We start from the raw sequence: 18,093 nt of genomic DNA, 5'->3' as shown, positions 1-18,093 counted from the left end.
TTTTTCTGCATCGGAAGCTGGACTTAAGCCAGTTTTTCCTTGATGCGAGCTGCTTTACCGGACAGGTCACGCAGGTAGTACAGCTTGGCTTTACGTACGTCACCGCGACGTTTAACGGCCATGCTGTCGATTTGCGGGCTGTAGGTCTGGAAAGTACGCTCTACGCCAACACCGTTGGAGATTTTACGAACGGTGAAAGCACTGTTTACGCCGCGGTTACGCTTGGCGATAACAACACCTTCGAACGCTTGCAGACGCGAACGGTCGCCTTCCTTCACTTTCACCTGAACGACAATGGTGTCGCCCGGGGCAAAGGTAGGGATCTCTTTGGTCATCTGCTCTGCTTCGAGTGCAAGGATGATTTTGTTAGTCATGCTGTGCTCCTAAGGTAAATCGTCGGATCTACCATCGATACGTTGTTAACTATCGTCCCGCTCGCGGATGTATTCCTCGAGCAGCTTCTTCTCTTCTCCAGAAAGCGAGCGGCTTTCCAGAAGATCGGCGCGTCGTTCAAAGGTCCTACCAAGGGACTGCTGTAAACGCCAACGCCGGATATGCGCGTGATTGCCACTTAGCAATACGTCGGGAACACGCTGATCCGCATACACCTCCGGTCGGGTGTAGTGCGGGCAATCCAGCAAACCATCCGTAAAGGAATCTTCCTCGGCGGAGTCCGCATGCCCTAAAGCTCCAGGCAGCAGTCGTGTAACCGCATCGATCAGGACCATCGCCGGCAGCTCGCCGCCAGACAGTACATAGTCGCCAATCGACCACTCTTCATCGACATGAGCATCAATAAAACGCTCGTCAATGCCTTCATAGCGGCCGGCAATCAGGATCAATGCATCCAGATTCGCCAACTCGCGTACCGCCGACTGAGTCAGTTGACGGCCTTGGGGGGACAGGTAAATTACCTTCGCCGCCTCCCCGGCTGCTGCCTTGGCCTGAACCAACGCATCTTCCAGGGGCTTGATCTTCATCACCATGCCCGGACCACCGCCAAATGGGCGATCGTCCACAGTGTGATGTCGATCCGTCGTGTAGTCTCGCGGATTCCAACAGGTGAGCTGCAAGAGCCCCTGTTTCACCGCACGACTGGTGATGCCGTACTCGCTGATGGCGGAGAACATCTCGGGAAACAAACTGATCACTTCTACGCGCAGGTTAGCCACGTTTAGAAGTCCGCATCCCATTCCACCTTCATCTCGCCTGCGGCAAGGTCGACGGCCAACACGCATTGCTCCGTATAGGGCAACAGGCGTTCGCGATCATCCAGGCTGCCAGCGCAAGGCTTGACCACCATTACATCATTGGCGCCGGTTTCCAGAAGATGATCGATTTTCCCGAGCAATTGCCCGAGTTGATCAATGACCTTCAGACCTTCCAGCTCGTACCAGTAGTACTCGCCGTCGGTCAATTCAGGGAACAGGTTGCGCGGCACGCAGATCTCATAACCAGCCAGAAGACGTGCTTCTTCCCGATCATCAAGACCCTTGAGCTTTGCGACCAGGAACTTGTCGTTCCCGCGTCCGCTGACCAGCTCGACCTGTTTCACACTACCTTCGCGCTTGAGCGTCCAGGTTTTGTACTGCAACAGGTTTTCAGTCGGATCAGTAAAGGAATAAACCTTCACTTCGCCGCGAACGCCATGAACCGAATAAATTTTGCCGATAACGATCAAATCATCAGCAACAGCTGGCGTCGCGTTCATATTGCTCAGGCCGCAGCCTTAGCCGCGTCCTTCAACAACTGAGCAACACGCTCAGAAGGTTGTGCACCAACGCTCAGCCAGTAGGCTACGCGCTCTTGGTTCACGGACAGACGGACTTCTTGACCACGAGCAACAGGGTTGAAGAAACCAACCTGTTCCTTGTGCGAACCGTCGCGCGGGTTGCGGCTGTCGGTTACGGTCAAGTGGTAAAACGGGCGCTTTTTGGAGCCGCCAAGGGCAAGACGGATTGTTAGCATGTGAACATCGTTCCTGTAGTCGGTGCTGCAAATCTAAAGGCACAGCGGGCATAGGTGCCCGAAAGGCCGCATATTCTAAGGAATATCCGGACTTTTGCAAATGTCTTTTTCCGGCTGCCTATCGGCCGCCATCAAGATTTGCTATAGAGCCGTCGTTGAAAACGGCCAGTCAGCTCCCGCCAAGTGCGGGTTTGCTGGAGATCCCACTTCCGTGTGGGAGGTGCAAGGGCAAGCCCCTGCGTAAATTAATTACATTCTAGGCGCGCCGCCGCCGGGCAACATACCGCCCATGCCGCGCATCATTTTGGCCATTCCGCCTTTTGCGGAGAACTTCTTCATCATCTTCTGCATCTGCTTGTGCTGCTTGATCAAGCGACCGATGTCCTGCACCTGAGTGCCGGACCCCATGGCGATCCGGCGTTTGCGCGAACCGCTGATCATCTCAGGGTCGCGGCGCTCGGCCGGGGTCATGGAATTGATGATGGCTTCCATCTGCTTGAATTGTTTCTCTGCCGCGCCTTGGGCATTGCCCATCTGCGCCAGGTTCATACCGCCGATGTTCGGCAGTTTGTCCATGAGGCCGCCGAGGCCGCCCATGTTTTTCATCTGTTGCAGCTGATCGCGGAAGTCTTCGAGGTCGAAGCCCTTACCCTTCTTCAGTTTCTTGGCCAGTTTGTCGGCCTTGTCCTTGTCGAGGGTCTGTTCGGCCTGCTCGATCAGACTGAGCACGTCGCCCATACCGAGGATGCGCGAAGCAATACGCTCAGGATGGAACGGCTCGAGCGCGTCGCTCTTCTCGCCCATACCGATGAACTTGATCGGCTTGCCGGTGATGGCGCGCACCGACAGTGCAGCACCGCCACGGGCGTCGCCGTCGACCTTGGTCAGGATCACACCGGTCAGCGGCAGAGCATCGCCGAAGGCCTTGGCCGTGTTGGCGGCGTCCTGGCCGGTCATGGCGTCGACCACGAACAGCGTTTCAACCGGGTTGATCGCGGCATGCAGCGCCTTGATCTCGCCCATCATCTCTTCATCGATGTGCAGGCGACCGGCGGTATCGACGATGACCACGTCGATGAATTTCAGTTTTGCTTCTTTAATGGCTGCTTGCGCGATGTCGACCGGCTTCTGGCTCAGATCGGACGGGAAGAAGGTAACGCCGACTTCACCCGCGAGCATTTCCAGCTGCTTGATCGCTGCCGGACGGTAAACGTCCGCAGACACGACCATGACCGACTTCTTCTTGCGCTCTTTAAGGAAGCGCGCGAGTTTGCCGGCGGTGGTGGTTTTACCCGCACCCTGCAAACCGGCCATCAGCACGACGGCAGGAGGAACGGCGCTCAGGTTCAGGTCTTCGTTGGCCGCGCCCATCAGGCTTTCGAGTTCGGCCTGGACGATCTTCACGAAGGCCTGGCCCGGCGTCAGGCTGCGCGACACCTCGGTGCCGACGGCGCGTTCCTTGACCGAATTGACGAAGTCCTTGACGACCGGCAAGGCGACGTCAGCTTCGAGCAACGCCATGCGCACTTCGCGCAGGGTGTCTTTGATGTTGTCTTCGGTCAGCTTGGCCTTGCCGGTGACATGGCGCAGCGTCTGCGAGAGACGGTCGGTTAAGTTTTCAAACATTGCGCGATCCTTTCAGGCCCTGTGTAGACCGGGATAATGGCGGCCCAGACCGGAATAAACATGTGCTCGGCGAGCCTGCGGCGTGGGCAGGTCGCGGATTATAGCGAAGACTGCGTCTGGCGGACACCTCGTCGTCAGGTTGCATGGTCTTTCGTGCTGTGGGGGTTCTATGCCAAACTCAGCGCCTTTCGGGCTTGCCTAACAGGATTTATGCTCCCCTTGTCACCCAGTTTGCTAGCTACCCTCGCCGCCGCCTGCTTATATGCCGCTGCGACCCTCTATCAAGGCACTCGTCTGGCCACCGGTGCCAAGGCGAACAAACGCCTGCTGGTCACGCTCGGTGTGCTCGCCGTGCTGGCTCATAGCGCCAGTCTGTTCACCCACCTGCTGACACCGATTGGCCTGGGCCTGGATTTTTTCAGCGCCGCCAGCCTGATTGCCGCCGCGGTGATTGCCCTGACCCTGCTGGCCTGCTCGCGGATCCCGGTGGAAAACCTGCTTATATTGCTGTTCCCGCTCGGCGCCGCCACCGTGCTGCTCGCACAGTTCGCCCCCGCCGGCACCGTGCAGATCATCGACGAAGAACCGGGCATCCTCGCCCACATCCTGCTGTCGATCCTTGCCTACGGCATGTTCACCATCGCGGTATTCCAGGCGTTGCTGCTGCTGGTTCAAGACCATCAACTCAAGCACAAACACCCGTCGGGCCTGATCAAGAACTTCCCGCCGCTGCAAACTATGGAAAGCCTGCTGTTCGGTTTCCTCTGGGCCGGCTGGACCCTGCTGTCGCTGTCGCTGATCTCCGGCTGGCTGTTCGTCGACAACCTTTTCGCCCAGCACCTGGTGCACAAAACCTTGCTGGCATGCCTGGCCTGGATCGTCTTCAGCGTGCTGCTATGGGGCCGTAATCGCCTCGGCTGGCGTGGACACAAAGCCATTCGCTGGACCCTCGCCGGTTTCTGCCTGCTGATGCTGGCCTATTTCGGCAGTAAGCTGGTTCGTGAATACATCCTGCATATCTGACGGGCGGCATTAATGGACGACTTGCCCATAGGGCCGATGCTCGCGGTAGTGGCCCTGCTGATTTTATGGTCGGGGCTGTTTACCGCCATCGAAGCTGCGCAACAGCACTTGCTCGCCCAGCGGACAGCTTCGCGTTCGAGCGACAAGCCAGTGGCAAAACTGAGCTTTTCGCTCAATAGCCTGATCCTCTGCAACACCCTGTGCCGCGCACTGGTCGTGGTCATCAGCACCTTGCTGGCGATTTTCACTTGGGCGGAAAACGGCCCATGGGTGGCCTGCCTGGGGGCTGGCGCCGTGCTGCTGGTGTTCGCCGACTACCTGCCGCGCACCCTCGCCGTCCGTTATCCGGACGCCGTCCTGGCCCTGGGCAACACCTTGCTGGGCGCGCCACTGAAAATCATCTATCCCGCCGCCTGGTTGCTCAATGGCATAAGCCAGCTGCTGATGCGACCGTTCGCCCGCAAAGTCAAAGTGGTGCAGCAGAGCGAAGACGAGACCCCGAACGATCGGCACGACGATCACGAACACGCCGCCTGCCGCCCACACCCGCTATCAGGCATCCATGCGCTGGACAACATCACGGTCAACGACATTCTGGTGCCACGCAGTGACGTCGACGGGGTCAATCTGGACGACTCCCTCGAGGAAATCATTGAGCAGCTTCGCGCCAATAAACGCACACGCTTGCCGGTTTTCCACAGCGACATCAATCAGGTCGAGGCGGTGCTCAATACCCGGCAGATCCGCCATCTGCTGTCTGACGCCAGCCTGACCCGAGAGGCACTGCTGGCAGCCTGTCACGACCCCTACTTCGTACCGGAAAGCACTCCGTTGCAACTGCAGCTGTTGAATTTCCACAAACAACAGCGACGCCTGGGCGTGGTGGTCGACGAGTACGGCGAAGTGCTCGGAGTCGTGACTCTGGAAGACATCCTCGAAGAAATCGTCGGCGAGTTCGAAAACCAGCACAGCCTGGATAACCCGCATATCCATCCACAGGCCGATGGCCGCCTGGTGATCGAAGGGGCGGCGTCGATTCGCGAATTGAACAAGAGCCTGGGCTGGCACTTGCCGAGCGACGGTCCGAAAACCCTCAACGGGTTGGTGACCGAGGCGCTGGAAACGATTCCGGACAGTGCGGTATGCCTGAAGATCGGGCGTTATCGGCTGGAGATTCTGGAGACGGAAGACAATCGCGTCACGCGGGTTTTGATCTGGCATACCAGTTCAGTCCCCGCAGTAATCTAAACCGTGGCACCTCCCCTGCGCTGAGGGGGTTTATCTGCGGAGTGGGATTTATCTGTGGCGAGGGGATTTATCCCCGTTCGGCTGCGAAGCAGTCGTCAACCCATCGAAAGCGGTTTGACTTTGAAGTACTGGGGCCGCTTCGCAGCCCAACGGGGATAAATCCCCTCGCCACAATTGCATTGCCAGCCTTATCCACTTGTTGTCATCGCCAGCGCTTGGCCACTTGTTCGATCGTTAGCCTCCTTCCTATAATCATCCCCGCTTACCCAAGCCCCGCCATACCCCCGTGCTACCCGCACCCAGCATCAAACCCACATCCCTGGGTGTTCGACCATAATAATTCGCTCCACTGGGGCACATGACTGTCAGGGATAACCGCATGACGACCAGCACGACTTATAACGACACCGCACCTGCGCAACCGACGAACTCCGCCACCCGCGTGGCGACCGCGAGTTTCATCGGCACCGCCATCGAGTTCTACGACTTCTACGTCTATGCCACTGCTGCTGCGCTGGTGATCGGTCCGGTATTTTTTCCGCAGACCTCCGGCACAGCCCAGATGCTCTCGGCGTTCCTCACCTTCGGTATCGCCTTCCTGGCTCGACCGCTGGGCTCGGCGCTGTTCGGCCACTTTGGTGACCGCATCGGGCGCAAGTCGACGCTGGTTGCCTCGCTGCTGCTGATGGGCGTGTGCACCACGCTGATCGGCGTACTACCGGGTTACGACAGCATCGGGGCCTGGGCGCCGATCCTGCTTTGCGTGCTGCGCTTCGGCCAGGGCCTGGGACTCGGCGGCGAATGGGGCGGTGCGGCGCTGCTGGCGACGGAGAATGCGCCGAAGGGCAAACGCGCCTGGTTCGGCATGTTCCCGCAGCTTGGCCCCTCGATCGGATTCCTCGCGGCCAATGGGCTGTTTCTTACGCTGGCCATGACCCTGGACGACGAGCAGTTCCGTTCGTGGGGCTGGCGGATTCCGTTCCTGCTCAGTGCCGCGCTGGTGATGGTCGGCCTGTATGTGCGCCTCAAGCTTCACGAAACCCCGGTGTTTGCCAACGCAATGGCTCGCCAGGAGCGGGTGAAGATCCCGCTGGTCGAGCTGTTCAGCCAGTATTGGGCGCCGATGCTGCTGGGTGCCGGATCGATGGTGGTGTGCTACGCGCTGTTCTATATCTCGACGGTGTTTTCGCTGAGCTATGGCGTGTCGACGCTCGGCTACACCCGCGAGACCTTCCTCGCGCTGCTGTGCTTCGCCGTGCTGTTCATGGCCGCCGCTACGCCGCTGTCGGCCTGGGCCAGTGATCGATACGGGCGCAAACCGGTGCTGATCATCGGCGGTGTGCTGGCAATTCTGTCCGGCTTCCTGATGGAGCCGCTGTTGACCCAAGGTTCGACCTGGGGCGTGGCGCTGTTCCTGTGCATCGAGCTGTTTCTGATGGGCGTGACGTTTGCGCCGATGGGCGCGCTGCTGCCGGAGCTGTTTCCAACTCACGTTCGCTATACCGGTGCGTCAGCGGCCTACAACCTGGGCGGCATTGTCGGGGCCTCAGCGGCGCCGTTCTTCGCACAGAAGCTGGTGGCGATGGGTGGTTTGAGTTATGTCGGCGGGTATGTGTCGGGGGCGGCGGTGCTGAGCTTGATTGCGGTGCTGTGCCTGAAGGAAACGCGCAACAACGATCTGAATCGGGTTGCCTGATAGACCGCAATCGCGAGCAAGCTTTGCTCCTACAGTTCTGCGTCGTTCACACCATCGTGGATCGACGCAAACCTGTAGGAGCAAAGCTTGCTCGCGATGCTTTTACAGCTCTACAACAACAGCCTGAGAAGCGCGGGTCGCTTTAGCACGAGCCGCGTCAATCGACTCATCCCGCGCCAACGCCACACCCATCCGGCGCTGACCATTCACCTCAGGCTTGCCGAACAGACGCAGCGCCGTATCCGGCTCGCTCAACGCAGCACCGAGATTGGCGAAAGCCGTCTGAGTGGACTGCCCTTCCACCAGAATCACCGCCGAAGCCGATGGACCGAACTGACGGATCAATGGAATCGGCAGGCCCAGAATCGCTCGTGCGTGCAGCGCGAACTGCGACAGGTCCTGGGAAATCAACGTCACCAGACCGGTGTCATGTGGACGCGGAGAGACTTCGCTGAACCAGACTTGATCGCCCTTGATGAACAGCTCGACACCAAACAGACCACGGCCACCCAAGGCTTCAGTGACGGCTTTGGCAACGCGCTCGGATTCGGCCAGGGCAATCGGGCTCATGGCTTGTGGCTGCCAGGATTCCTGATAGTCGCCCTTCTCCTGACGGTGGCCGACTGGCGCGCAGAACGTAGTGCCGCCAACGTGACGCACGGTCAACAGGGTGATTTCGTAGTCGAAGTCGATAAAGCCTTCGACGATCACGCGGCCTTTACCGGCACGGCCACCTTCTTGAGCGTAATCCCAAGCGGTTTTCACGTCATCGGCACTGCGCAGCAGGCTCTGGCCTTTGCCCGACGAGCTCATCACCGGTTTAACCACACAGGGGAAGCCGAGGTCTTCGACAGCCTTGCTGTAATCCTCGAAGGTGTCGGCGAAGTGGTACGGCGAGGTCGGCAGGTCCAGCTCTTCGGCGGCCAGGCGACGGATGCCTTCACGGTTCATGGTCAACTGCGCGGCGCGAGCGGTCGGGATCACGGTGAAGCCTTCGGCTTCCAGCTCCACGAGGGTCGCGGTGGCAATGGCTTCGATTTCCGGCACGATGAAATGCGGCTTTTCGGCTTCGATCACCGCACGCAGGGCGGCGCCGTCGAGCATGTTGATCACATGGCTGCGATGCGCGACTTGCATGGCCGGGGCATTGGCGTAGCGATCCACGGCAATCACTTCAACACCCAGGCGTTGCAGCTCGATCACCACTTCCTTGCCCAACTCGCCACAGCCACACAGCAATACGCGGGTCGCGGTTGGCGACAATGGAGTTCCGATACGGGTCATCTCAGGTCCTCAAGAAGCGGATCATCGAGGGTCGCTACGCCTGGCGCGCTTCCCATGGGGAGAAAGCGCGGCATTTTACATGAACCTGCAAGTTTGGCTTCAGCTGACGACGGCTTGCTTGCGCAAGCGCCAGGCCATGATCAGCCACACGGCGGTCACGCCGGCGAACTTCGAGCCCATGGCGGTGAGGATCACGGCCGGGGTGAACGCATCGATCATGCCGAAGAAAATGAAGGTATCGAGAGGAATGCTCAGCGCTGAACTTATCCACAGGCGGTCGTGCAAGGGACGCTTGGTGATGCTGAACACCAGCCAATCGATGCATTCGGACACCGCAAACGCCGTGGCGCTGGCCAGCGCGATGGAGGGATCGGACGTCACGTAGGACAACACCAGCGCTGCCAGCATCGCCGCGATCGCGCCATGGCCAAAACGGGTTTGCACCATGTCGCGCAAAACGAAGACCAAACCACCCCAGGCCGACCAGATGATGTCCAGGTGCGGAGCGGTGGAAAAGGCGTAGTTGATCAGCACGACGCTGCTGATGTAGGCAATCAGGAAGAGCATGGGCGAGTGGGAAACCTGTCAATTTGGCGCACAGGGTACCTACAGGTCTGGTGTCTTGCCCAGCATCCAGAGAATCCCGCTGGATTTGGCCCGCTCATGACACAACCCCAACACCTTGCGCCGCTCTTCGTTGTCCATCCGGCTCCAGCGCGTGATCTCTTCCACTGTGCGCTGGCACCCGGTGCAAATATCGTCCTCGTCCAGCGCGCAGATATTCACGCAAGGCGATCGAACCGGGCGTTCGGGCGTGCTCATTCTTCCTGCTCAACCAGATCGCGGGCATAACGTTGAGAGTTATGCACATAGTGAGCAGCACTGGCCTCCAGCATTTTCTTCTGCGGCTCGGTCAGCTCGCGCACCACTTTGCCGGGGGAGCCCATGACCAGCGAACCGTCTGGAATCTCCTTGCCCTCACCAATCAGTGAGTTGGCGCCGATGATGCAGTTCTTGCCGATTTTCGCGCCGTTGAGGATCACCGCGTTAATCCCGATCAAGCTGTAATCGCCGACCGTGCAGCCATGAAGCATGGCGTTATGGCCGATGGTCACGCCGGTACCGATGGTCAGGGGGTAACCCATGTCGGTGTGCATCACCGTGCCGTCCTGGACGTTGCTGTTCTTGCCGATCAGGATCAGTTCGTTGTCGCCACGCAGCACAGCGTTGAACCAGACGTTGGCGCCCTCTTCCAGTTTGACCTTACCCACCAGTACGGCATTGGGTGCGACCCAGCTCTGCGGATGGGTTTCGACGCGGGCGTCGCCCAGGCGATATTTCATCTTATTGTCCTCAAGGCCAGGCTGGCTCACGTGCAAAAAGCGGGGGTTCACGCCATACGGGCGATGGCTTCAGGTATTGATAAACGTCTTGGGTGGCTGGTGCAGGCTGATTTTGGCGTCATAGAGCAGGTTGATCAACTCGACGATCATAATCGCCGTCAGGCCCCAGATTTTGTACTCGCCATAACGATAGCTCGGCACGTACCAACTGCGACCCTGGTAATCGATTCGATGGGTGTGCTCGCGCGGATCCTTGCGGAAGAACTCCAGCGGTACGCTGAAGACGGCGGCAATCTCGGCATCGTTGGCCCGGTACTCGACAAAGTCCGGAATCACACCGACATAGGGTGTGACCTTGATGCCGTGCAGGGAGATCAACGGGCTCAGCGGGCCGATCACTTCGACCAGCCCCGGCGGCAGGCCGATTTCTTCTTCGGCTTCGCGCAGGGCGGTGAAAATAAGGTCAGGGTCTTCAGGGTCGCGTCGCCCGCCGGGAAAGGCGACTTCGCCGCCATGGGTCGAGAGCCCGCTGGCGCGCAGGGTCAGAACCAGTTCCGGCTCGTCACTGCGGGTGATGGGCACCAGCACGGCGGCTTCGGGGAAACGCTTATCGGTTTCCAGTGTGCTTGGAGTGTGATTACTTACTCGGTGAAGTAGCTCGTCCAGCATGAGTCTTCTCGATTTGTTCTCTATCTCGCATCATGCACCAATCGAACCGGCCGCCCAACCCCATAACCACTGCATGTCGCTAAACGACAACTTGCCGACAGACACCGCCGCACGCCAAGATAGGCGCAGCATTCAGGAACCCAAGCATGAAATTTTGCAGTCAGTGCGGCAACCCGGTGACCCAACGCATTCCAGAGGGCGATTCGCGCCTGCGTTTTGTCTGCGACAGCTGTCAGGCGATTCACTACCAGAACCCCAATATCGTCGCCGGTTGCGTGGCGACCTGGGGCTCCAAGGTCTTGCTGTGCCGACGCGCCATCGAGCCTCGGCGCGGTTATTGGACCCTGCCCGCCGGTTTCATGGAAAACGGGGAAACCATCGAGCAGGCGGCCATTCGCGAGACGGCCGAAGAAGCCTGCGCGCGGGTGCGCAACCTGAGCATCTATACATTGATCGACGTGCCGCACATCAGCCAGGTGCATGTGTTCTTCCGCGCCGAGCTGGTGGACCTGGACTTTGCCGCCGGCCCCGAGAGCCTGGAAGTGGCGCTTTTCGACGAAGCCGACATCCCGTGGTCCGAGTTGGCTTTCCGCACAGTGGGCCGTACCTTAGAATGCTTCTTTGCTGACCGGCGGGCCGAGGTCTACCCCGTGCGGTCCGAGTCGATCCCGCCACTTGCTCAGCCTGCCAACACATAAAGCTCCTGGCTCTAAAATCACCTATAACTTAATAGTCGCGACACCTCTTAGGGATATCGTTTCAATGCGCTGGTTGCTTGCCCTGTTTTGCTTGGCGTTCGTCGCTGTCTCCCAGGCTTCCGTTGCGGAATCGCTGGACGGCAAAGTCATCGAAAAAGTTCTCGTGCTCAAGTCCGCCCACCAATTGCAATTGATCAATGACGGCAAGCCGATCAAGACCTATCGCATCTCATTGGGAAAAAGACCCATCGGCCCGAAACTCATGGAAGGCGACAAACGCACGCCTGAAGGTTTTTACTGGCTGGACTGGCGCAAGGTCAGCGATAAATTCAATCTGGCGATGCACATCTCCTACCCGAACATCAGTGACTCCGTACGCTCCCGACGTGAAGGCGTCGAACCCGGTAGCATGATCATGATCCACGGCACCCCGGACACTGAAGAAAACCCCGAAGACCTGTTCCACACGCTGGACTGGACCGACGGCTGCATTGCCATGCGCAACATGGACATGCGCGAGGTTTGGGGTTTGGTGCCGGACGGCACGATGATCGAAATCCGTCCGTAACGGGTAACTTTAAGGCTGGCGAGAAGCTTTTGTGGCGAGGGGGTTTACCCCCGTTGCGCTGCGAAGCAGTGCCAAAACCTGCAATCGTGGTTCAACTGGCACAACCGCGTTTTCTGATTTTACGACTGCTTCGCAGCCGAACGGGGGCAAGCCCCCTCGCCACAGTGGACCGCGTCGCCAGTTAATTCGTGTTTCGACCGCTACCTTCGGTCGCCCTCTGAAAAAATAAATCAAAAGATCGCAGCCTTCGGCAGCTCCTACCGGGTAGATACCAATTTCACTCGTAGGAGCTGCCGAAGGCTGCGATCTTTGCTGTTGAAATCCCCACCACTAATACCACTTCAAACCATCAACCCTATTACCCATCCATCAGGGCAGGCTTTCCCACGCCAACAGCAAAGTGGTCTCATTGACATGGTATTTAAGTGGTATTAGGTTTCACCCCACCACCGGGCGACAACAATCCTATATCCGCATCGGACCAAACATACATGAATGACCTCCAGGCCCTACGTCCTGACGACACCCAGCCCACGCCGTTGTACCTGCAACTGGCGCGCAATCTGGAAGCGGCGATCCATGCCGGCCAGTGGAAAGCCGAACAGGCCATGCCGTCGGAGCGCAACCTCAGCGAAATGCTGGGCATCTCCCGCGTCACCGCCCGCAAGGCGCTGGAAGTTCTGTTCGAACAAGGCCTGATTCGCCGCAACCAGGGTTCCGGCACCTTCATCACCCCACGCCTGGAACAACCGCTGTCGCGCCTCTCGGGTTTCAGCGAGATGCTGCGCCTGAAAGGCTTCGTCCCCGGCTCGCAATGGCTGGAGCGTGAAATCACTCCGCCGACCCACGAAGAACTGATCCGCCTGGGCCTCTCGCCGAACGACAAGGTCGCCCGGCTCAAGCGACTGCGCAAAGCCGACGACACGGTGATGGCAATCGAAATGAGCACCCTGCCCGCCTCGATCATTCCCAAGCCGCAAGCGGTGGGCGACTCCCTGTACGAATACCTCGACGGCATCGGCAAGCCGATCGTCCGCGCCCTGCAGCACATTCAGGCGATCAACGCCTCGGACGAATTCGCCGCCCTGGTGGGCATCGCCCCCGGCACCGCCATGCTGCTGATGACCCGGGTCGGCTACCTGGAAGACAACACGCCGATCGAAGTCACCGACACCTATTGCCGCAACGACTACTACGACTTTGTCGCAGAGCTTCGCCGCTAATCGAGCAACGAGAACCGATCATGTCCGAAGACAACATCCTCACCGCCCACGGCTGGGTTCGCGGCCGGCTGACTCACGAACACGGCAAGGTCGTATCGATCGAAGGCCAACCGTGCGATCCGGCCGACAACGACCTGCCTTACCTGCTGCCGGGTTTCATCGACCTGCACGTTCATGGCGGCGGCGGCAAAGACATCATGGAAGGTGCGCCAGCCTTCCAGACCATCACCAAAACCCACGTGCGTTTCGGCACGACCTCGCTGCTGGCGACCACCATGACCGCGCCGCCTGCAGAAATTTCCAGCGTGCTCAAAGCCGTCGGCGAATATTGCGAACAGCGCCCGAAAGGCAGCGCCCGAGTCCTCGGCGTGCACCTTGAAGGCCCATACATCAACCCCGGCAAACTCGGCGCCCAACCGAATTTCGCCCACACCGCATTGATGGCCGAAGTCGAAGAATACCTGGCACTCGCGCCGATCCGGGTGATCACCATCGCCCCGGAAATCGCCGGCCACGACGCCTTGATCCGTGACCTCAGCGCTCGCGGTGTGCGCATGCAAATCGGCCACACCCTCGGCAGCTACGAGGAAGGCGTTGCCGCGCTGAACGCCGGCGCCAGCAGTTTCACCCACCTCTACAACGCCATGAGCCCGCTGCATCACCGTGAGCCGGGCATCGTCGGCGCGGCACTGGCTCACGCCAAATACGCAGAACTGATTCCGGACTTGCTGCACGTGCACCCCGGCGCCATCCGTGTGGCCCTGCGCTCAATCCCGTGTCTGTATTGCGTTACCGATTCGACCGCCGCAGCGGGTATGCCGGACGGTGAGTACAAGCTCGGCAGCCACACCGTGACCAAATGCCTGGGCGGTGTGCGCTTGCCCGACGGCACGCTGGCCGGCAGCACGCTGACCATGGATCAGGCCCTGCGCAATCTGGTGAAGATCGGTTTGCCGATCGCCGAGGCCTCGCAACGTCTTTCGCAATTCCCCGCCGACTACCTCGGCCTCAACGAACGCGGGCGCCTGCAACCCGGCAGCTGGGCCGACTGCGTGCGGCTCGATCGCTCACTCACACTGACCGCCGTCATGGTCGAAGGAGAAGACATTGACTTCAAAAATGCTTGAAGAGGCGCTGTCCTCATTCGAAGCCGTGCAGGCCCAATTGCAGCAACTCGACCCGCAAATGATCGAGATCGCCGGGCGCCTTCGCCGTCAGCCGCCGCAAGTGGTGATGACCGTCGCTCGCGGCAGCTCCGATCATGCCGCCAGTTACTTCGCCTACCTGACCATGCAGCAATTGGGCTTCCCGGTGGCATCGTTGCCGATGTCGGTGGTGACCATGCTGCAAGCGCCGCTGAAGGTCAGCGGCCAAGTGGCGTTCGCTTTCTCGCAGTCCGGGCAAAGTCCCGATCTGGTGAACAGCATGCGTCTGCTGCGCAAGCGCGGCGCCCTGAGCATCTCGATGGTCAACGCCGAGAGTTCGCCGCTGGAGGCGGCGTGTGAGTTCAGCTTGCCGCTTTGTGCTGGCACCGAAAACAGCGTCGCGGCGACCAAAAGTTTTATCGCCACCCTTAGCGCCAGCGCCCGTCTGATCGCCCACTGGAAAGAGGACACGCAATTGCTGGAGGCCGGCCTCGCACTGCCGGAAGGTTTGCGCGAGGCGGCGCAACAGGACTGGAGCCTGGCCATCGATGCCCTGCGTAATTGCCAACGCCTGATGGTGATTGGCCGTGGCGCCGGTTTCGCCATCGCCCAGGAAGCCGCGTTGAAATTCAAGGAAACCTCGGCGATCCAGGCCGAAGCCTTCAGCAGCGCCGAGGTCCGTCATGGCCCGATGGCGTTGATCGATGAAAATTATCCACTGCTGATCTTCGCCCCACGCGGCGCCGAGCAGGCCGGTTTGCTGAGCCTCGCCGCCGACATGCGCCAGCGCGGTGCCCGCGTGTTGCTGGCCGCACCGGATGACATTGCCGAACGCGACCTCACCCTGAGCCGTGCCGAGCACCCGGCCCTCGACCCGATTCTGGCGATCCAGAGTTTCTACGTCATGGCCGCCGGATTGGCCGTCGCCCGAGGCCTGGACCCGGACCAGCCGCGACACTTGAGCAAAGTGACCCGCACCCATTAATTCAAAGCGCGCACGAAAAACCCAAGAGAGGGGGCGGGCGAGTTGATCCGAACCGTAGTTTTTTACTGATGAGACCGAGCCATGCACAACAATAATAAAGAGCTGACCCTCAGCGCCCCGCTCAGCGGCCCGGTGCTCACGCTCGCCAAAGTCCCGGACCCGGTGTTCGCCAGCGGTGCGATGGGCGACGGGATCGCCATCGATCCGCTGAACGACACCCTCCACGCCCCGTGCGCCGGCATCGTGGTGCACGTCGCGCGCACCGGCCATGCCGTCACCTTGCGTGCCGACAACGGCGCCGAATTGCTGCTGCACCTGGGCCTCGACACAGTCGAGTTGCAGGGCGAAGGCTTCTCGATGCTGGTCAAGGAAGGTGCGCGGGTCAGCAACGGCCAGCCGCTGTTGCGCTACGACCTGGACAAGGTCGCGCAGCAGTGCAAAAGCCTGGTCAGCCTGATGATCCTGACCAACAGCCAGGACTTTCAGGCGCGGCCAATCACGCTGAAGTCGGTGAAAGTTGGCGAGCCATTGCTACACATCATTCGTCGGCACGCGTCGGGCGCACAGGCTGAAGCGGAGCTCTGCGGGGAAGAGATTCATGGCTACGTTCGCATCGCCCATCGCGGCGGTTTGCATGCCCGTCCGGCAGCGTTGATTCGCCAAACAGCACAAGGTTTCAAGAGCAAATCGCAGCTGCACTTCGCTGGCAAATCAGCGACCTGCGACAGCTTGATCGGATTGATGGGCTTGGCCATCGGCGAACAGGACGAGGTTCAGGTCAGTTGCCAGGGCCCGGACGCCGAAGCCGCGTTGCAAGCGTTGCTGATCGCGTTATCCACAGCGCTGGCCGAAGACAGCCACGCCGCCACGCCGACACCGATTGACCGACGCACTCGAACTGCCGAAGCGGGTGTGCTGCACGGTGTTTGTGCCGCTCCCGGTTTGGTTGGCGGGCCGTTGTTCCGCTTGAGCGCCATCAGCCTGCCGGTGGACGCCGGCAACCATGATCCCGAGCAACAGCTGCTCGCTCTCGACACCGCGCTGACCGTTGTGCGCGGTGAAATCGACCACACGCTGGCCCAAGCAAGAAAACATAAGAACACCGACGAAGAAGCGATCTTCGCCGCACACCTCGCCCTGCTCGAAGACCCGGCGCTGCTGAACGCAGCAAACACCTCCATCGATCAGGGCATGGCCGCAACCCACGCCTGGAGCCAATCGATCGACGTGCAGTGCGAAGTGCTCCAGCAACTCGGCAGCCCGTTGTTGGCCGAGCGCGCCAACGATCTGCGCGACCTCAAACAACGCGTGCTGCGCGCCTTGCTCGGCGAAACCTGGCACTACGACGTGCCGGCCGGCGCCATCGTCGCCGCGCATGAACTGACCCCTTCCGATCTGCTGCAACTCAGTCAGCAAGGTGTTGCCGGGTTGTGCATGGCCGAGGGCGGCGCGACTTCCCACGTGGCGATTCTCGCTCGCGGCAAAGGTTTGCCGTGCATGGTCGCCCTGGGTTCTACGCTGCTGGATCAACAGCAAGGCCAGGCGGTCGTGTTGGATGCCGATGGCGGTCGTCTCGAACTGATACCAAGTGCCGAACGTTTGGCCGAAGTGCATCAGGCGCAACTCGATCATCAACAGCGCCGCGCCGAGCAACAGGCTCAGGCTCACACCCCGGCGCTGACGCTCGACGGTTTGCAGATTGAAGTCGCCGCCAATGTGGCCTCCAGCGCTGAAGCGGCTGATGCCCTGGCCAATGGCGCCGACGGCGTCGGCTTGCTGCGTACCGAGTTTCTCTTCGTCGACCGCAACACCGCACCGGACGAAGAGGAACAGCGCGTCGCCTATCAAGCCGTGCTCGACGCCATGGGCAACAAGTCGGTGATCATCCGCACCATCGACGTTGGCGGCGACAAACAACTCGACTATTTGCCGCTGCCGGCTGAGGCCAACCCCGTGCTTGGTCTGCGCGGTATTCGCCTGGCTCAGGTCCGTCCGGAAATCCTCGATCAGCAATTGCGCGCATTACTGCATGTCAGCCCGCTGTCGCGTTGCCGGATCCTGCTGCCGATGGTGACCGAAGTCGATGAGTTGCTGCACGTCCGCCAGCGTCTCGATGCGTTGTGCACTGAACTCGGTGTGAGTGAGCGCCCTGAGCTGGGCGTGATGATCGAAGTCCCCGCCGCCGCGCTGCTGGCCGAGCAACTGGCCGAACACGCGGACTTCCTGTCGATCGGCACCAACGACTTGTCCCAATACACCCTGGCCATGGACCGCGACCACGCTGGCCTCGCCTCGCGGGTCGACGCCATGCACCCGGCGCTGCTGCGGTTGATCGCTCAGACCTGCGCTGGTGCGGCGGTGCATAACCGTTGGGTCGGTGTCTGCGGCGCGCTCGCCTCTGATCCGCTGGCCACACCAGTGCTGATTGGCCTGGGCGTCAGCGAGTTGTCGGTCAGCCCGGTGCAGATCGGTGAAATCAAGGACCGCGTCCGTCACCTCGACGCCGCCGAATGCCGACGCATCTGCCAGGACCTGCTCAAATTGAGCAGCGCCGCTGCGGTGCGTCACGCCTGTCACCAGCAATGGCCTCTGAGCTGAACAACTAGAACAAAAATCC

19 protein-coding genes are annotated in these 18,093 nt (G+C 60.2%); 9 read left to right on the top strand and 10 right to left on the bottom strand.

From position 1 onward, the window contains the following. Positions 1-23 precede the first annotated feature (23 nt). The 5 genes from rplS to ffh form a co-directional block, all read right to left on the bottom strand. Positions 24-374 (bottom strand): 50S ribosomal protein L19, encoded by a 351-nt coding sequence (rplS, locus tag PMI27_RS08425; RefSeq protein ID WP_003175895.1) that lies wholly within the window; start codon positions 372-374, stop codon positions 24-26. A gap of 45 nt (positions 375-419) precedes the next feature. Next, positions 420-1,193 (bottom strand): tRNA (guanosine(37)-N1)-methyltransferase TrmD, encoded by a 774-nt coding sequence (trmD, locus tag PMI27_RS08430; RefSeq protein ID WP_173667518.1) that lies wholly within the window; start codon positions 1,191-1,193, stop codon positions 420-422. Continuing rightward, positions 1,175-1,711 carry a ribosome maturation factor RimM gene (gene rimM, locus PMI27_RS08435; protein WP_008151622.1) on the bottom strand — a complete coding sequence of 179 codons (537 nt, stop codon included), beginning with the start codon at positions 1,709-1,711 and terminating at the stop codon, positions 1,175-1,177. The genes trmD and rimM overlap by 19 nt, the downstream gene beginning before the upstream one ends. A gap of 5 nt (positions 1,712-1,716) precedes the next feature. Next, entirely contained in the window at positions 1,717-1,968 is a 252-nt protein-coding gene (rpsP, locus tag PMI27_RS08440; RefSeq protein WP_007944872.1) for a 30S ribosomal protein S16, read from the bottom strand. A gap of 249 nt (positions 1,969-2,217) precedes the next feature. Then, positions 2,218-3,594 carry a signal recognition particle protein gene (ffh, locus tag PMI27_RS08445; RefSeq protein WP_008151618.1) on the bottom strand — a complete coding sequence of 459 codons (1,377 nt, stop codon included), beginning with the start codon at positions 3,592-3,594 and terminating at the stop codon, positions 2,218-2,220. Positions 3,595-3,804: 210 nt separating this feature from the next. On the opposite strand from ffh, the gene PMI27_RS08450 reads away from it, so the two are divergent. The 3 genes from PMI27_RS08450 to PMI27_RS08460 all read left to right on the top strand — a co-directional run bounded on the left by PMI27_RS08450 (position 3,805) and on the right by PMI27_RS08460 (position 7,561). Beyond that, positions 3,805-4,617, top strand: a complete 813-nt coding sequence (locus tag PMI27_RS08450; RefSeq protein WP_033053429.1) for a cytochrome C assembly family protein — start codon at positions 3,805-3,807, stop codon at positions 4,615-4,617. A gap of 12 nt (positions 4,618-4,629) precedes the next feature. Continuing rightward, positions 4,630-5,865, top strand: a complete 1,236-nt coding sequence (locus PMI27_RS08455; RefSeq protein WP_008151613.1) for a transporter associated domain-containing protein — start codon at positions 4,630-4,632, stop codon at positions 5,863-5,865. Positions 5,866-6,244: 379 nt separating this feature from the next. Continuing rightward, positions 6,245-7,561: an MFS transporter gene (locus PMI27_RS08460; RefSeq protein ID WP_008151611.1), complete on the top strand. Its 1,317-nt coding sequence runs from the start codon at positions 6,245-6,247 to the stop codon at positions 7,559-7,561. A 102-nt stretch (positions 7,562-7,663) separates the two neighbouring features. On the opposite strand, the gene purT is transcribed toward PMI27_RS08460, so the two are convergent. From purT to PMI27_RS08485, 5 genes are all read right to left on the bottom strand, one after another. Beyond that, positions 7,664-8,845 carry a formate-dependent phosphoribosylglycinamide formyltransferase gene (purT, locus tag PMI27_RS08465; protein WP_008151610.1) on the bottom strand — a complete coding sequence of 394 codons (1,182 nt, stop codon included), beginning with the start codon at positions 8,843-8,845 and terminating at the stop codon, positions 7,664-7,666. Positions 8,846-8,944: 99 nt separating this feature from the next. After that, complete coding sequence (locus PMI27_RS08470; RefSeq protein ID WP_008151608.1) at positions 8,945-9,412, bottom strand: VUT family protein; 468 nt, start codon at positions 9,410-9,412, stop codon at positions 8,945-8,947. A gap of 39 nt (positions 9,413-9,451) precedes the next feature. Beyond that, on the bottom strand, positions 9,452-9,667 hold the full coding sequence (locus PMI27_RS08475) for a DUF1289 domain-containing protein (protein ID WP_008151606.1): 216 nt from the start codon (positions 9,665-9,667) through the stop codon (positions 9,452-9,454). After that, entirely contained in the window at positions 9,664-10,188 is a 525-nt protein-coding gene (locus PMI27_RS08480; RefSeq protein ID WP_007954617.1) for a gamma carbonic anhydrase family protein, read from the bottom strand. The genes PMI27_RS08475 and PMI27_RS08480 overlap by 4 nt, the downstream gene beginning before the upstream one ends. Before the next feature lie 69 nt (positions 10,189-10,257). Next, a complete protein-coding gene (locus PMI27_RS08485; RefSeq protein WP_008151603.1) occupies positions 10,258-10,857 on the bottom strand; it encodes a CoA pyrophosphatase in 600 nt (199 codons plus the stop codon). Positions 10,858-11,003: 146 nt separating this feature from the next. Here PMI27_RS08485 and PMI27_RS08490 point away from each other — a divergent pair, with 146 nt between their 5' ends. The 6 genes from PMI27_RS08490 to ptsP all read left to right on the top strand — a co-directional run bounded on the left by PMI27_RS08490 (position 11,004) and on the right by ptsP (position 18,074). Next, positions 11,004-11,555, top strand: a complete 552-nt coding sequence (locus PMI27_RS08490) for an NUDIX hydrolase (protein WP_008151601.1) — start codon at positions 11,004-11,006, stop codon at positions 11,553-11,555. A gap of 64 nt (positions 11,556-11,619) precedes the next feature. Then, positions 11,620-12,123, top strand: coding sequence for a L,D-transpeptidase family protein (locus tag PMI27_RS08495; RefSeq protein WP_008151599.1), 504 nt, complete (start codon positions 11,620-11,622; stop codon positions 12,121-12,123). A gap of 491 nt (positions 12,124-12,614) precedes the next feature. Beyond that, on the top strand, positions 12,615-13,346 hold the full coding sequence (locus tag PMI27_RS08500) for a GntR family transcriptional regulator (RefSeq protein ID WP_008151596.1): 732 nt from the start codon (positions 12,615-12,617) through the stop codon (positions 13,344-13,346). A 20-nt stretch (positions 13,347-13,366) separates the two neighbouring features. Then, on the top strand, positions 13,367-14,473 hold the full coding sequence (nagA, locus tag PMI27_RS08505; RefSeq protein WP_008151594.1) for an N-acetylglucosamine-6-phosphate deacetylase: 1,107 nt from the start codon (positions 13,367-13,369) through the stop codon (positions 14,471-14,473). Further along, positions 14,454-15,476: an SIS domain-containing protein gene (locus PMI27_RS08510; protein ID WP_008151592.1), complete on the top strand. Its 1,023-nt coding sequence runs from the start codon at positions 14,454-14,456 to the stop codon at positions 15,474-15,476. The genes nagA and PMI27_RS08510 overlap by 20 nt, the downstream gene beginning before the upstream one ends. Before the next feature lie 81 nt (positions 15,477-15,557). After that, the gene (ptsP, locus tag PMI27_RS08515) at positions 15,558-18,074 is read left to right on the top strand and encodes a phosphoenolpyruvate--protein phosphotransferase (protein ID WP_008151590.1); all 2,517 of its coding nucleotides are present in this window, start codon (positions 15,558-15,560) and stop codon (positions 18,072-18,074) included. Positions 18,075-18,093 lie beyond the last annotated feature (19 nt).

This window comes from Pseudomonas sp. GM41(2012) (assembly GCF_000282315.2).
Lineage (GTDB): Bacteria > Pseudomonadota > Gammaproteobacteria > Pseudomonadales > Pseudomonadaceae > Aquipseudomonas.
This window is presented reverse-complemented; position numbering and strand designations above follow the sequence as displayed.